Source organism: Silvimonas soli (assembly GCF_030035605.1).
In the GTDB taxonomy this organism is placed as follows: domain Bacteria; phylum Pseudomonadota; class Gammaproteobacteria; order Burkholderiales; family Chitinibacteraceae; genus Silvimonas; species Silvimonas soli.
This window is the reverse complement of the sequence record NZ_CP106736.1, coordinates 56,203-71,688: the sequence shown is the minus strand read 5'-3', so window position 1 is coordinate 71,688 and position 15,486 is coordinate 56,203. Positions and strand designations below refer to the sequence as shown.

General features: G+C 55.9%; 13 protein-coding genes. 10 read left to right on the top strand and 3 right to left on the bottom strand.

The features are described from left to right. Positions 1 to 139: 139 nt before the first annotated feature. Together N7220_RS00270 and N7220_RS00265 are read left to right on the top strand one after the other, a co-directional pair. Positions 140 to 2,350, top strand: a complete 2,211-nt coding sequence (locus N7220_RS00270; RefSeq protein ID WP_283149468.1) for a TonB-dependent receptor — start codon at positions 140 to 142, stop codon at positions 2,348 to 2,350. A gap of 207 nt (positions 2,351 to 2,557) precedes the next feature. Next, positions 2,558 to 4,363, top strand: coding sequence for an ABCB family ABC transporter ATP-binding protein/permease (locus tag N7220_RS00265; RefSeq protein WP_283149467.1), 1,806 nt, complete (start codon positions 2,558 to 2,560; stop codon positions 4,361 to 4,363). Positions 4,364 to 4,378: 15 nt separating this feature from the next. Here N7220_RS00265 and N7220_RS00260 read toward each other — a convergent pair whose 3' ends face one another. After that, positions 4,379 to 5,269 (bottom strand): helix-turn-helix transcriptional regulator, encoded by an 891-nt coding sequence (locus tag N7220_RS00260; protein ID WP_283149466.1) that lies wholly within the window; start codon positions 5,267 to 5,269, stop codon positions 4,379 to 4,381. Between the two features lie 137 nt (positions 5,270 to 5,406). Here N7220_RS00260 and N7220_RS00255 point away from each other — a divergent pair, with 137 nt between their 5' ends. Continuing rightward, on the top strand, positions 5,407 to 6,846 hold the full coding sequence (locus tag N7220_RS00255; protein WP_283149465.1) for an MFS transporter: 1,440 nt from the start codon (positions 5,407 to 5,409) through the stop codon (positions 6,844 to 6,846). Positions 6,847 to 6,986: 140 nt separating this feature from the next. Here N7220_RS00255 and N7220_RS00250 read toward each other — a convergent pair whose 3' ends face one another. Continuing rightward, a complete protein-coding gene (locus tag N7220_RS00250) occupies positions 6,987 to 7,184 on the bottom strand; it encodes a hypothetical protein (RefSeq protein ID WP_283149464.1) in 198 nt (65 codons plus the stop codon). Between the two features lie 146 nt (positions 7,185 to 7,330). On the opposite strand from N7220_RS00250, the gene N7220_RS00245 reads away from it, so the two are divergent. The 4 genes from N7220_RS00245 (at position 7,331) to N7220_RS00230 (ending at position 10,912) form a co-directional block, all read left to right on the top strand. Then, complete coding sequence (locus N7220_RS00245; RefSeq protein WP_283149463.1) at positions 7,331 to 8,308, top strand: ABC transporter substrate-binding protein; 978 nt, start codon at positions 7,331 to 7,333, stop codon at positions 8,306 to 8,308. A gap of 124 nt (positions 8,309 to 8,432) precedes the next feature. Next, entirely contained in the window at positions 8,433 to 9,392 is a 960-nt protein-coding gene (locus N7220_RS00240) for an ABC transporter permease subunit (RefSeq protein ID WP_283149462.1), read from the top strand. After that, entirely contained in the window at positions 9,392 to 10,159 is a 768-nt protein-coding gene (locus N7220_RS00235; protein ID WP_283149461.1) for an ATP-binding cassette domain-containing protein, read from the top strand. The genes N7220_RS00240 and N7220_RS00235 overlap by 1 nt, the downstream gene beginning before the upstream one ends. Before the next feature lie 156 nt (positions 10,160 to 10,315). Then, the gene (locus N7220_RS00230; RefSeq protein WP_283151459.1) at positions 10,316 to 10,912 is read left to right on the top strand and encodes a TetR/AcrR family transcriptional regulator; all 597 of its coding nucleotides are present in this window, start codon (positions 10,316 to 10,318) and stop codon (positions 10,910 to 10,912) included. An 83-nt stretch (positions 10,913 to 10,995) separates the two neighbouring features. Here N7220_RS00230 and phbB read toward each other — a convergent pair whose 3' ends face one another. Continuing rightward, positions 10,996 to 11,730 (bottom strand): acetoacetyl-CoA reductase, encoded by a 735-nt coding sequence (phbB, locus tag N7220_RS00225; RefSeq protein ID WP_283149460.1) that lies wholly within the window; start codon positions 11,728 to 11,730, stop codon positions 10,996 to 10,998. Positions 11,731 to 11,867: 137 nt separating this feature from the next. Between phbB and N7220_RS00220 the strand changes: the two genes are divergently transcribed. From N7220_RS00220 to kdsA, 3 genes are all read left to right on the top strand, one after another. Continuing rightward, on the top strand, positions 11,868 to 12,761 hold the full coding sequence (locus tag N7220_RS00220; RefSeq protein ID WP_283149459.1) for an SDR family NAD(P)-dependent oxidoreductase: 894 nt from the start codon (positions 11,868 to 11,870) through the stop codon (positions 12,759 to 12,761). 113 nt (positions 12,762 to 12,874) lie between these two features. Beyond that, positions 12,875 to 14,527 carry a CTP synthase gene (locus N7220_RS00215; RefSeq protein WP_283149458.1) on the top strand — a complete coding sequence of 551 codons (1,653 nt, stop codon included), beginning with the start codon at positions 12,875 to 12,877 and terminating at the stop codon, positions 14,525 to 14,527. Positions 14,528 to 14,601: 74 nt separating this feature from the next. Next, positions 14,602 to 15,453: a 3-deoxy-8-phosphooctulonate synthase gene (gene kdsA / locus N7220_RS00210; protein WP_283149457.1), complete on the top strand. Its 852-nt coding sequence runs from the start codon at positions 14,602 to 14,604 to the stop codon at positions 15,451 to 15,453. The last annotated feature ends 33 nt before the right edge of the window (positions 15,454 to 15,486 follow it).

The window sequence follows — 15,486 nt, the reverse complement described above, 5'->3', positions numbered from 1 at the left end:
GCGTTCTTGATGAATCTTACGTTAAAGCAACTTTTTCTACATGTTAATGAGTATAATTCTTATTACTAATAAGAAAACGCTTTAGTGCTTGCCACCGCAGGTTGACGCGGTGGCAGATTTTTATCTGCCCGGAATTCAAATGAAAAAAATGACCCCGATGGCCCTGGCAATCGCCATGGCTTGCTCCTTGCCGCAGGCCTATGCCGCCGAGCCCGCTCCCGTTGCCGCCTCCACACCATCCGCCGCAAATTCGCAAATTACCGATCTGGGCACCGTAACTGTTACTGCGAGTGCCGATGCATCCAAAGACGGTCTGCAGCCAGCCTATGCGGGCGGCCAGGTGGCGAAGGGCGGTCGCGCCGGCATTTTGGGCACCAAAAACAATATGGATACCCCGTTCAGCATCACCAGCTACACCAACGATTTGATCCAGGATCAGCAAGCCCATGGCGTGGGTGACGTATTGCAGAATGATTCCGGCGTGCGTGTAGCCAAGGGGTTCGGCAATTTTCAGGAGTCGTACTTCATTCGCGGCTTTGTGCTGAGCTCGGACGATGTTGCCTACAACGGCTTGTATAGCTTGCTGCCACGCCAGTACATTGCCACCGAACTGTTCGAGCGCGTTGAAGTGCTGCAGGGCGCGACTGGCTTCTTGATGGGCGCGGCGCCTAACGGCGGCGGTATCGGTGGTTCGATCAATCTTGTGCCCAAGCGCGCCACCAACGAAGACCTGAACCGCGTCACCGTCGGTGTGGATAGCGGTGGCAGTGGCAACGCATCTGCCGACGTATCGCGCCGGTTTGGTCCGGACAAGAGTTTTGGCCTGCGTCTGAATGCGGGTTATCGCGATGGCGGCACCGGTGTGGATGATGAAAAATCCCAAACCAGCGTGGGTTCGGTGGGACTGGACTGGCGCGGCGAAAACGCCCGCGTCTCGGCCGATATTGGCGCGCAAGACAACCGCCTCAATGCAACGCGCCCGGAAGTCACGCTCGGCGCAGGCGTAACACGCGTTCCAGATGCACCCGATGCCAGCAAAAACTTTGCGCAACCATGGTCGTATTCCAACGAACGCGATGTGTTTGGCACGCTGCGCGCTGAATATGACTTCACCCAGGACATCACAGGTTGGGCGGCCTACGGCTTGCGTCGCAGTCATGAATCCAACTCGCTGGCCAACCTAACGGTAACCAGTGACAACGGCGATGGCAATTTCTATCGCTTTGACAATACGCGTGACGACAAGGTGGATACCGGCGAAGTCGGCGTACGCGGCAAGCTGCAAACCGGCCCGGTTGGTCACGAGTGGGTCTTGGCGGGCGACTTCTTCGAACTGAAGAAGAGCAATGCTTATGCGATGGACTTCTTCAACACGTTTGATACCAACCTGTATCACCCGACGTCCTACGCGCAACCGGCGATTTCCGCAACAGCGTTTACTGGCAATGACCTGGATAGCCCGGCTTTGAATGGCGTTATCCGCCTGACCAGCGTGGCGGTGGGCGATACGCTGTCGATGTTCGACAAGTCGCTGCTGCTGACGGTGGGTGCTCGCTACCAGCACTTTGACATTACCAACTACGCCTACGATACCGGCATCGCGAGCGCGGCCTACACCAAGGGTCGTACCAGTCCGGCGGTCGGCATTGTCTACAAGCCGGTGAAACAGGTTTCGGTTTACGCCAATTACATTGAAGGCCTGGCGCAGGGCGATACCGCGCCAGCCAACGTAACCAACCCTGGCGAAATGCTGGCCCCATATGTTTCCAGGCAAAAAGAAGTGGGCGTAAAGTATGACGGCGGCCGTCTGGGCGCCGGTCTGGCGCTGTTTAGTACCGACAAACCACGCGGCGTTGTGGATTCAGACAATCATTTCTCTGATTCCGGCGAAGACCAGCATCGTGGGGCGGAGCTGAATTTCTTTGGTCTGGCCGCACCCGGCCTGCGCGTATTGGGCGGCGTAACCTGGCTGAACGCCACACAGAAGAACACGGGCTCTGATTTGACCAATGGCAACCGCGTGATCGGTGTGCCGCGCTTTCAGGGCAACCTGGGCATGGAATGGGAAGTCCAGCAACTGGAAGGTCTGGCCCTGAATGCCCGCGTGGTTTACACCGGGTCCAGCTATGCCGATGATCTGAACACGCTGGAAGTGCCAAGCTGGACACGGCTGGACTTGGGTGTACGCTACCTGATGGATATCAATAACCGTCCGGTCACGCTGCGCGCCCGAGTCGATAACGTGTTTAACCGCGACTACTGGTCTTCGGTTGGCGGTTACCCTGGTTATGGCTACTTGACGGTCGGGATGCCACGCACGTTCTCCGTGAGCGCCAGCGTAGACTTCTAATTCCGGCTCTTGCGCATCCTTTGCAATAAAAACGACCCGGCAAATCGCGGGTCGTTTTTATTTGACCATGCCATTCGTCCATCAACCGGATTGCATGGGAACGACATAGGTAAAGCGCAAAGCGCCTACAATCCAATGTTTGCTGCGGTTGCTTGTTATTTGCATTCGCGGCCTCATTATTGGCAAGTCCAGACAAGTGCCCAACTCATGAATCCCTCCGACTCAACGCCCGCCCGCCGCAACGACCTGCAAACGCTGCGCACCTTGCTGCCTTATCTGTGGCAGTACAAAAACCGCGTAATCCTGGCCATGGTGCTGCTGATTGCGGCCAAGGTCGCCAACGTTGGCGTGCCATTGGTGCTCAAAGGCATTGTCGATCATCTGGATGGCAACAAAGGTGTGGTGGTATTGCCGCTGGCACTGGTTGCCGCGTATGGCTTGCTGCGACTGTGTGCGTCGGTATTTGGGGAAATGCGCGACGCCGTGTTTGCCAAAGTGACGCAAGGCGCAATTCGTCGCGTAGCGCTGCAAGTGTTTGATCATTTACACGCTTTGTCTTTGCGCTTTCATCTGGAGCGGCAAACCGGCGGCATGAGTCGGGATATTGATCGTGGCTCTAAAGGCATTGCGTTTCTACTTAATTTTACGCTGTTCAATATCCTGCCAACGCTGGTGGAAATCGTTCTGGTCGCCGGTATTTTGCTGAAGAAATACGACTGGTATTTCGCCGCCATTACCTTTGGCACGATTGTTATCTACATCAGCTTTACGCTGGGCATTACCGAATGGCGCATGGTGTTTCGCCGCACCATGAACAATATGGATTCCGAAGCCAGTACCCGCGCCGTGGACAGCTTGCTTAACTACGAGACGGTTAAATACTTTGGTAATGAGCGCTGGGAATCTGAGCGCTATGACAAAAGTCTGGTGAAATGGGAAGAAGCCTCGGTCAAAAATCAGGTGTCGTTGTCATTCCTGAATGCCGGGCAGGCAGGGATTATTGCACTGGGCGTCACGGCGCTGGTTGGACTGGCCGCGCAAGAAGTCGTCGACGGCAAAATGACCTTGGGCGATCTGGTGCTGGTGAACGCCTTTTTGCTGCAGTTGTATGCACCGCTTAACTTTCTGGGTTTTGTGTACCGCGAAATCAAGAACTCGCTGGCTGACATGGAAAAAATGTTCAAGCTCTTGGGTCAGAACGCGGAAATCAAAGACCAGCACGACGCTGTGCCGCTCATTACCCAGCGCGCAGATATCCGCTTTGAAGCTGTAGATTTCGGCTATGAAAGCAATCGGCAGATTTTGCACTCGGTGAGCTTTGCCGTGCCTGCGGGCCATACGGTGGCGGTAGTAGGCAGTTCGGGCGCGGGAAAATCGACCTTGTCGCGTTTGCTTTACCGGTTCTACGACGTGAACGCGGGCAAGATCACCATCAATGGCCAGGATTTGCGCGGAATCACCCAGGCTTCGCTACGCCAGCATATCGGCATCGTGCCGCAGGATACGGTGCTGTTTAACGACAGCATTTACTACAACATCGCCTACGGTCGACCGGAAGCCAGCCGCGAGGAAGTGATCGACGCCGCCCGGTCAGCGCACATTTACGATTTCGTCATGGGCTTGCCGGACGGCTTTGATACCAAAGTGGGCGAGCGCGGCCTGAAGTTGTCCGGCGGCGAGAAACAGCGCGTAGCCATCGCTCGCACCATTCTCAAAAACCCGCCCATTCTGATTTTTGACGAAGCCACCTCGGCGCTGGACTCCAGAACCGAACGCGGCATTCAGGCTGAATTGAAAGAAATTTCCGCCAACCGCACCACTTTGGTGATTGCTCACCGCTTGTCCACCATCGCCGATGCTGACGAGATTCTGGTGATGGAAGGCGGACGCATTATCGAGCGCGGCAATCATCGCAGCCTGCTGACCGCCAACGGTGCCTACGCGCGGCTGTGGGCCATGCAGCAACACGAGGCAGAAAGCACCACTGGCGACAGCACGGTCGACGTGCACTAACCGTCGCAACGGGGTTTACTGCTCCGCCAGACGCAGCAACGCCTGTTTGGCGTGCTCGTCTGCTGGCGCGTACACCATCAAGCGGTCGCCATTTTTGGGCGCAGACCACCAGTTGGTCTGCTGTAAATCGATGGTTCCAACAAGTGGATTGCAAAAGCGCTTGATCTGGTTTTCGATGCCACGTACTTCGTAACGCTGCCATGCCTCGCGAAATTCGGGCGAAGCGGACAGAAACCGCTGCAGTTTTTGCTCCCACACCGGCTCATGCAAATGCTCGGCCATGGCGGCCCGGAACAATGCCACCATGCGCGGCAACGAATCCACGCTCTGCGCCAGACTGGCGCGCCATGCTGGGTTGGTAATGGCGAGATAAATGCAATTGCGGTCTTCCAGCGCAATCTGCTGCAGATCTACGCCAACCAGGCGGCAGAATGACTGGTTAAAGCCAATGATGTCGAAGCGGGCGTTCTGGATAAGCGCGGGAATCGGGTCGAGTTGATCCAGAATTAACTGGCTGGTGGCGGAAAGGGCTTCGCAATAGACAGCGGTAACGGTGTCCGCAGCAGGTTTGGCGATGCCAGCCAGGGCAAACAAGTGGCGTGTTTCAGCATCGCTACATTGCAAGGCGACGGCAATCGCGCTCAATACCTTGGCGGACACGCGAATCGGTCGACCTTGTTCCAGCTTGGTGTACCAGGTAATACCGATATCTGCCAGCATGGCGACGTCATCCCGCCGCAGGCCAGGCGTGCGGCGGCGACCGGTGCGAGGCAAGCCCAGACGAGTCGGATCAAGGCTTTCACGCCGAACGCGCAGAAAAGTGCCTAAGGCGTGGGCGCTACTGCTTTCCGCAAACTCTTTACCGCTGGTTTCCTGATTCTGGCCGGTATTCGAACTGGTGGTCACGACGCTTCTCCTTCATAGACTGGCACATTTTATACCAGGCTAAACAGACGCTGGTACCAGTCTAAAAGGGCCAGCATACTCCCCTCCGTTGCCTCCCATTTGGCATATTTTATGTTTATTCATGAATAGGATTTGTGATGACAACGTCCGTTAATCATTCGCGTCTGGGCAAGTTCGGGCTCTATGTGCTGCTGGCCGGGCAACTGTTGCCGCAGATCGATTTCTCTATCGTTAACGTCGCGCTGGATGCCATCGCACATTCACTGCATGCCACAGAAACCGAACTGGAATTACTGGTCGCGGTTTATGGTGTGGCGTTTGCGGTGTGCCTGGCGATGGGCGGGCGTCTGGGCGACAATTTTGGCCGACTGAAGTTATTCAATTTTGGCGTGCTGTTGTTTGGTGTGGCTTCGTTGTTATGCGGATTGGCCACATCAATCTGGTTTTTGTTGGCCGCCCGCGCATTGCAAGGCATTGCGGCTGCGTTGCTGGTGCCGCAGATTCTGGCGACGATTCACGTCAGCCTGACCGGGCACGCCCATTCCCGCGCGCTGGGTTTCTACGGGGCGATTGGTGGGCTGGCCTTCATTGTCGGGCAAGTACTGGGCGGATTCCTGGTGTCGGCAGACATTGCGGGTACCGGCTGGCGTAGCGTGTTTCTGATCAATCTGCCGGTGTGTGCCGCCATCCTGGCTTGCTCTCGCCGTTGGGTGCCCGATACCCGTCGGGAGCATGCCGCGCATATCGACTGGCCCGGTACGTTACTGCTGACCGCCGTAGTGCTTTGCATCCTGCTGCCGATTTCGCTCGGACCATCCTTGCACTGGTCGTGGCCGTGCTTCGCCTTGCTGGCGGCAGCCGTGCCGTTGTTGCGAATGCTTTGGAATGCTGAATTGCGGCAAGAGCAGCGGGGTGCTTTTCCACTGTTGCCGCCGTCGCTGCTGCGTCTGCCCAGCGTGCGGTTTGGCTTGCTGATTGCCATTCTGTTTTTCTCTTGCTGGAGCGGTTTCATGTTTGTGGTGGCGCTGGCCCTGCAATCGGGCGCCGGCCTGTCGCCGGTGCATTCCGGCAACGCCTTTATCGTGTTGGGCGCTTCGTATTTCGCCGGTTCGTTACTGAGCACTCGCGTCGTGGCCAAACTGGGGCGTACTCCCACCTTGATTCTCGGTTGTCTGATCCAGATGAGTGGTTTGCTACTGGTTATGGCCACCTTTAACCGGGTCTGGCCACACCCGGGCATTCTCAATCTTGCCCCCGCCACGTTACTGATGGGTTTTGGCCAGGCCTTTATCGTGAGCTGTTTCTTCCGGATTGGTCTGGCCGATGTGCCAGCGGAACAGGCGGGCGCGGGCAGCGCCATGCTGGCGACTTTGCAACAGGCGTCCTTTGGCTTGGGTTCGGCGCTGCTGGGCGCGGTGTTTGCGCAAACACTGCATTATTCCGGGCACTATCTGGACGCAACGCTGGCCGGACTGGGTGCGGAGTTTTGCCTGATGCTGATTTTGTTACTCAGCGCTGTAGCCAGGCATTACCGCAGTCGAGATCTGCCGGTGGCAGTGCAGGCTGGCGTGAAGTAACCGATGTAAGTTGCTGTGTAGTTGTTCGTTTCATTTACATCAACCAGAGACCGGCCGGAATCCTCGAGAATCCGGCCGGTTTTTGCTTTGCGCCGGGTTGTTATTAAGTGGCGGCAGTTTATTTTTATTTTCCCCGACGATTACAACGTGGCCGCAGGTCGCGCTGTTGCTGTCTTGCGCTGTTTTCCAAGGGCTGGCGATATTGCACTGCAGAATTGACCTGCCTGATTTAACTGCATATAGATAAGAACACGCCCGGCGAAATGCTTTGTTGCTTGAAGCGTTTTTGCCGGCATTGGATGCGCTTGAAAATAAAAGCCATCTTTATAAAAAGACACTGGAAATCCGGTGTACGACACTGCGCACAAATGGGCAATCCGCACTTATGGCTTGCTTTCAGCACGCGACTGCGTTGTCGGTATTGATACCGCTTTTCCATGCCTTGTTCGCTCACGGGTTAACCCATTTGTGGAGTGATATCGGTATGAATACGCGTAGAACTGTTCTGAAATTAACCTTGGCCGCGCTGTTTGGCGGCATGTTGTCAGCGCAAGCGTGGGCTGACGCCAATAAACCGGTGATTGCGTTGTTGCCTGGCGTGGTTGATCCGTTTTATTTCACCATGCACCGCGGAGCCGAGAAGGCCGCTAAAGAAGAGGGCGTGGAGTTGCTGTTTCAGGTGCCCAAAGCCTGGAATACCACCGAGCAAGTACCGATCCTGAAGGCCTTTATCGCCAAAAAACCCGATGTATTGTTGATTTCCCCAGTCGATAAACAGCAGTTGATCCAGCCGCTGAAAGAGGCGGTTGCTGCCGGCATCAAAGTGATTACCGTCGATACCTATATCGGTGACGGCAAATATCAAACAGGCAAAGGCGATGCCGACTTCCCCCTGTCTTATATTGCCTCGGACAACGCCGAAGGCGGGCGCATTGCCGCGCGGGCGCTGGCCAAAGCCATTGGTGACAAAGGCGAGGTTTATTGCGAAGACAACAAGCCGGGCATTTCCAGTACCGACGCGCGGGTAGAGGGTTTTCTGGATGAAATGAAAAAGCACCCCAACATCAAGGTGCTGGATACCCAATACAACGAGGACGATGCCAATAAAGCCGCAGCGCATATTGCCGCCATTCTGGCGCGTAACCCCGATCTGGCCGGCGTATTTGGCGCCAATACGTTCTCAGGCAAAGGCGCCGCAGAGGGCGTGAAAAAAGCGGGCAAGCAAGGCAAGGTGAAAGTAGTGGTGTTTGATGCCGTGCCGGGTATTGATCAAGACATCAAGAGTGGTCTGGTTGATATTGCAATCGCCCAGAAGCCAGCAGAAATGGGTTATTTCGGCGTGAAATACGGCGCTGATGCGGCACGTGGCAAGAAGATTCCGGCCATCAAGGGCACCGGATTTGTGGTGCTGGACAAGAGCAATATCGATGGCGAGGGCAAGCAGTACATCTATTCCAACTAAGCCACCGCCCGCTGTTCTTCTGACGCAATTTGCCTGGTGCCGGTGCGGCAAATCACGGTGGATTGCGTCAGATCACCCGACTCACCTCTGATGGAATCGGTAAATGGATGAATCCGGCAAGCGAATGGATAGGTTGGCCCTGATCACCAAGGTCTGGCCGTGGTTGTTCTTGGGGGCGTTGCTGGTGTTTTTTGAGATATGGGCGCAAATCGTGGCCAAGCGCTCGTTCTTGTTCAATGCCTACAATCTGCAGTCGATTTCTCTGGCCGCCAGTGCGCCGTTGTTGCTGGCCATTGGCCAGACTTTTGTCATCATCACGGCCGGGATTGATCTCTCCGTGGGTTTTGTAATGGGTTTGTCCGCGGTGTGCGTTGCGCAATTCACCTTGCTCGGCGGCGGTTCCGTAGCCTCGCTGGTGGGGGCGTCGGCGCTGTCGATGCTAGTGTGTCTTATTCCTGGATATGTAAATGGTGTGCTGATTGCCCGCATGGGTGTGCCTGCGTTTATTGGCACGCTCGGCATGTACGGCGTAGCGCGAGGCGCCGGGTTTCTGGCAGCGGGCAGCGGCATGACCGTTTCGGTTAACCACGCCGGCCTGGTTTGGCTCGGCACAGGATGGGTGCCAGTGATCATCACCGTGGTATTGCTGTTGGTCATGCATTTTGTGTTGTCCAGCACTCGGTTTGGCCAATACACCTATGCCATCGGCGGTAACTTGCAGTCCGCCGCCCGGGCCGGGATCAACGTCAAGCGCCATCTCACCGTGGTGTACATGCTGGCTTCACTGTTTGCGGCGATTGGCGGAATCATCTATACCGCCCGTTTTGCTGCAGGTGCCGCTAACGCGGGCGAGTCCATGCTGCTCGATTCGATTGCGGCGGTGGTCATTGGCGGAGCGAGCCTGTTTGGTGGCACCGGCAATGTCATCGGCACTTTGATTGGCGCGCTGATCATCGCGGTCATCCAGTTTGGGCTGATTTTTATCGACGTGAACGCGTTCTGGCAATTTATCGCGGTGGGCGTGGTCATCATTCTTTCGGTGCTGATCGACCAGTACAAAGAGCGACTGGGGAGGGAAGGCTGATGACGTTGGTGCCGATTCTGGAAGTGCGCAATATCTCCATCCGCTTTGGCGGTGTGCAGGCGCTTAAAAACATTTCGCTGGCCTTGTTTCCGGGTGAGGTGCTCGCCTTGGCGGGCGACAATGGCGCTGGTAAATCAACACTGATCAAAATCATTTCCGGCGTTTACCGGGCGCAAGAAGGCGAGCTGTTTTTTGATGGCAAGCCGTTGTCGATGCAAGACCCGCAAGATGCGCGCAGCAAAGGTATCGAAACCATTTATCAGGACCTGGCGCTGGCCGACAACCTTGATGTGGGCGGCAATATTTTTCTGGGCCGCGAACCCATGCGGCGCAAGCTGGGCTTGCCGGTAATCGATCGCGAACGCATGCGCAAAGTGGCGCGCGAGGTGCTGGATCGACTGGATATCGTGATTCCAGAGCGCAAACTGGCGGGGCCAGTGCAGATGTTGTCGGGTGGACAACGCCAGGCCATCGCCATCGGCCGCGCCATTTACTGGAACGCCCGCGTCTTGATCATGGACGAACCCACCGCCGCGCTGGGCGTGCCGGAGCAACGCAAAGTCATGGAGTTGATCCAGACACTTAAAGCGCAGGGCGTAGCGGTATTGCTGATCTCGCATAATCTGCACGACATTTTTGCCGTGGCTGACCGCATTTTTGTCTTGCGCCGGGGCGAGGCGGCGGGTGAGCGACTGACTCGCGATACCCACGGTGAAGAAATCGTGCGCTTGATGGTGGGAAGTGAATACGCGGCGCAAACCGTTTGACGGGTAACCGGCCATGTTGCGGGGCGGTTTGTCGTGAATCTCGTAATTGATCAACCTGGTATATCAAAATAGGTGAAGCGGACAGATAAGCGGGCTAAAATGGACTGGATCGTCTAATCCACAAGCAATTATTTGTATCGAGCGCCCATCTTGTTCATGTCGTCAGAAACACCCACTCACGATTGCGCCGAGCGCGTGCTCGAGGCTGCCATGCAGGTCTTTTGCGAGTCGGGCTATCGCGCCAGTATTGATCTGGTAGCCAGCCGGGCGGGCGTGGCGCGGCAAACGGTGTACAACCGCTTTGGCAGCAAACAGACGCTATTTGAGTCGGCACTATCGGCCAAAGTGGCGGAGATGCTGTCGGTGCTGGAGGATGGCAATGCCAGCTTGCGTGATCGACTGGTTGCCTTCGGTACGGGGTTTCGCGCTCGCGTACTGACGCCAGAATCGGTGAGCCTGCATCGCGTATTGACCAGCGAAGCGCCGCGCTTTCCGGAGCTGGCCCGGCACTTTTATCAAAACTGCATCCAGCGCTGCGCCAGCCAGTTGGCGCAAGAACTGGAGCAAGCCATGCAACGTGGCGAGCTGCGTCGTGAAAACCCGCTGCGTACGGCCAGCATGTTGCTGGATTTACTGGCCAGTCAGGAGCGTCTGGGCATGATGTTTGGCGACGATGCGCCCGACCCCGCCAATGAGAGTGTGGCAGTAAGCGAAGTGGTGGATTTCTTCCTGCGAGCAATGCATCTGGCTTGAAACGGTTACTTTGATGACCCAATAAAAAACGGCGTGAGATCATCACGCCGTTTTTTACATTTGATGAACGACTCGGGCAGACCTCAGCCCGTGTGCTGCCCACCATTGATGGCGATGTTGGCGCCGGTGACGAATCCGGCCAAATCAGAAGCCAGATAAGTCACCAATCCTGCCACTTCTTCAGGCTTGCCCAGCCGCCCAACCGGAATCTGCGCCACGATCTTGCCGCGCACTTCTTCCGGCACCGCCATAACCATTTCGGTCGCGATATAACCGGGGCTGATGGTGTTAACGGTTACGCCTTTACGGGCCACTTCTTGCGCCAGAGCCATGGTAAAGCCGTGCATGCCGGCCTTGGCCGCAGAGTAGTTGGTCTGGCCAAATTGACCTTTCTGCCCGTTGATCGACGAGATATTGATGACTCGTCCCCAATTGCGTTCGCTCATGCCATCGACAAACTGTTTGGTGACATTGAAAACCGAGTCCAGATTGGTCGACATAACGGCGTCCCAATCCACTTGAGTCAGCTTGCGAAAGCTGGCGTCGCGCGTGATGCCGGCGTTATTGACCAGCACATCAACCTCGCCGACGGTATCGCGAACTTGCGCCGCCAGCCGGACGCTGGCGTCAAAGCTGGTGACATCGCACTCAAAAGCGTGAAATTGATAGCCCGCCGCGCGCGTTTCTTCCAGCCATTGCTGTTCTTTTCCTGGGCGTGAGTAGGTAGTAACCACGGTAAAATCGGCGTCGGCGAGTGCCTTGCAAATGGCGGTGCCAATCCCGCCCATGCCGCCAGTTACCAGTGCGACTTTGGCCATAATGATGTTCTCCTCATTGTTTTAAGCTCGGAATCACCTCGCGGATTCCGGCACAATCCTGTTCCGGTCTGGTTGCTTCGTTTGTCGCGGGCAACCAATCTCATAATAAGACCCTCTTGGCGCAAAGGACATGTTGAATGATCCAAGGTAGTGAATTGTCTAAAAAAATTCGCACGATTCTGGTGAGTGGCTCCTCAACCGGCATTGGCTACACCGTGGCACACGGGCTGGCTCGCAAGGGTTGGCGGGTGTTTGCCACCGCACGCCAGGCCGACGACGTGGCCCGGCTGGAGCAAGAGGGGCTGGAAGCTTTGCAGCTGGATATAGCAGATGGCGAATCCATTCGTCACTGTGTGGCGGAGGTCTTGCTGCGCACGGGCGGCACGCTGGATGCGGTGTTCAATAATGCCGGTTTTGCGGTGCCGGGCGCAGTGGAGGATCTGAGTCGGGATGCGCTAAGACATCAGTTTGAAACCAATGTCTTTGGCACCATTGAACTGACCAATGCGGTTTTGCCCGCCATGCGCCGCCAAGGCAACGGGCGAATCGTTATTAACAGTTCGGTCCTGGGGTACGCTGCCATGCCGTATCGCGGCGCCTATAACGCGAGCAAATTTGCGCTCGAAGGTTTTGCCGATACCTTGCGCCAGGAATTGCATGGCAGTGGTGTGCAAGTGGTCCTGGTACAGCCGGGGCCAATCACCAGTCGTTTTCGCCCCAATGCCCAGCAGCAATTCACACGCTGGATAGACGCAGCGGGCAGCTTTCATCGCCCGGCATATGAGGCCATGCAAAAGCGTCTGGCCAAACCCGGCCCGGCGGCGCCGTTTACGCTGCCAGCTGAAGCGGTGCTGACAGTGGTCGAACAGGTACTGGCCGCCGACACCCCGTTGGCTCGCTATCAGGTAACCGTGCCGGCCAAGGTATTCTGGTATCTCAAACGCCTGCTACCGACAGCCTTGCTGGACCGGATTCTATTGAAGGCCGGCGGAGACGAACCTGGGTATGCCTACGGTCGGAAAAATAAATAAATCCTGTGGTGGCAGGTATTTGGCGCTGAAATCACAAGTTGTTGTGCTTGTCCAGAATTGAGGGGAAGGGGGTGTTCGTATAGAATACGGAATTCCAATCTGTACCCACTGCCATGACCAAGTACATCTTCGTAACCGGTGGCGTTGTCTCCTCTTTGGGGAAGGGCATCGCCGCCGCGTCACTGGCCGCAATTCTTGAGTCTCGCGGCCTTAAAGTCACCATGATGAAGCTCGATCCATACATCAATGTGGATCCGGGCACCATGAGCCCCATGCAGCACGGCGAAGTTTTTGTTACCGAAGACGGTGCAGAAACCGACCTGGACCTGGGTCATTACGAGCGCTTCATCCATTCGAAGATGAACAAGCGCAATAACTTCACCACCGGTCAGATTTATGACTCGGTGATCAAAAAAGAACGCCGTGGCGACTACCTCGGCAAAACCGTTCAGGTTATTCCTCACATTACCGATGAAATCCGTCATTTCGTCGAACAAGGTGCGGGCGATGCTGAACTGGCCGTGATTGAAGTCGGTGGCACCGTCGGTGATATCGAGTCTTTGCCGTTCCTTGAAGCTATCCGCCAGATGGGCGTGACGCTGGGCAAAGAAAACACCTGCTTTGTGCACTTGTCTTACGTGCCATACATTGCCGCGGCCGGTGAAATCAAAACCAAGCCAACCCAGCACAGCGTGAAAGAATTGCGTGAAATCGGTATTCAGCCAGATGTGCTGATTTGCCGCGCTGATCGCGTCGTGCCGGAAGAAGAACGCAAAAAAATTGCCTTGTTCACCAATGTGTCGCTCAAGGCAGTTGTGTCGTGTCCGGACGTGCCGTCGATTTACCAGATTCCACGCGTGCTGTGCAATCAGGGTATTGACGACATTATCTGCAAGCAACTGGAATTGACTTTGCCACCAGCCAATCTGGCGGTGTGGGACAAAATCGTCAATGCAATCCAGAATCCGACGCAGACCGTCAATATCGCCATGGTTGGCAAATATGTCGATCTGACCGAATCGTACAAATCGCTGATTGAAGCGCTCAAGCACGCTGGTATTCATACCGGTAGCGAAGTGAAGATCCAGTTTATCGATTCCGAAAATCTGGAAACCGAATCGCTGGACGCGCTCAAGAACGTGGACGCAATTCTGGTACCGGGCGGCTTTGGCAAGCGTGGCGTGGAAGGCAAGATTCGCGCAGTGAAATACGCTCGCGAAAACAATATCCCGTATCTGGGTATTTGTCTGGGCATGCAGATTGCCTTGATCGAATACGCACGTGATATCGCCAGCATGCCGGGCGCCAATTCCACTGAGTTTGATCTCGAAACTGAATACCCAGTCGTGGCGCTGATTGACGAATGGGTTAATCACGACGGCAAGATCGAAACACGTGATGCCAATTCCAATATGGGCGGCACCATGCGCCTGGGTGCACAGGAATGCCGTCTGGAAGAAGGTTCGCTGGCCGCAAAGATTTACGGCGAAGGAACCATTACCGAACGCCATCGTCATCGCTATGAAGTGAATAACTACTACCTGCCGCGCCTGGCTGCAGCTGGCCTGAAAATCAGCGGCAAATCCACCGGCGCCGAACAACTGGTAGAAACCATCGAACTACCAGGTCATCGCTGGTTCTTTGCTTGCCAGTTCCACCCGGAATTCACTTCTACACCGCGTGATGGCCACCCGTTGTTCAAAGCCTATATCGAAGCAGCCATCGCCTATGCTCGTGAGCATGGCCGTGAAGGCGTAAGTTGCTGATTCATCCGTGAAGAGGGCGGGCAGGCCAGGCAATTCTGGCCGCCCGCCGTCTCACATCTCACTGGAGCAATTCCATGAAGCTTTGCGGATTTGAAGTCGGGCTGGACCAGCCCTTTTTTCTGATTGCCGGCCCGTGCGTTATCGAAGGCGAGCAATTTTCTATTGATGTTGCCGGTCAGCTGAAAGAAATCACCACCGAACTGGGCATCAACTTCATTTTCAAGTCCAGCTTCGACAAGGCCAACCGTTCTTCGGGCAAGACCTTTCGCGGCTACGGCATGGATGAAGGCCTGCGCATTCTGGCCAAGGTTAAAGAACAAGTGGGTGTGCCGGTGTTGACCGACATCCATGAAATCGACCAGATCAAGCCGGTGTCGGCCGTGGTCGATGTTCTGCAAACCCCCGCTTTCCTGTGCCGCCAGACCGATTTTATCCGGGCCTGTGCCCAGTCTGGCCGCCCGGTAAACATCAAGAAGGGCCAGTTCCTGGCGCCCGGCGACATGAAAAATGTCATGGATAAAGCCCGCGAAGCCGCTCTGGAAGCCGGTCTGCCGGAAGATGTCTTCATGGCTTGCGAGCGCGGCGTGTCATTCGGCTATAACAACTTGGTGAGCGACATGCGCAGCTTGTCGATCATGCGTGAAACCGGTTGCCCGGTCGTGTTTGATGCCACGCACTCAGTGCAGTTGCCGGGCGGTCAAGGCACCAGCTCCGGCGGGCAGCGCGAATTCGTGCCGGTATTGGCGCGCGCTGCAGTTGCGGTCGGCATTTCCGGCCTCTTCGCTGAAACGCACCCGAACCCGGCCGTGGCCAAGTCCGACGGTCCGAACGCCTGGCCATTGGGCCGCATGAAAGAATTGCTGACTACACTGCAAACCATTGATGCAGCAGTAAAAGGCAAGCCGTTCATCGAACAAACGCTGTAATACAAATGGGCTATGCTGATAGCCGCAGTCACC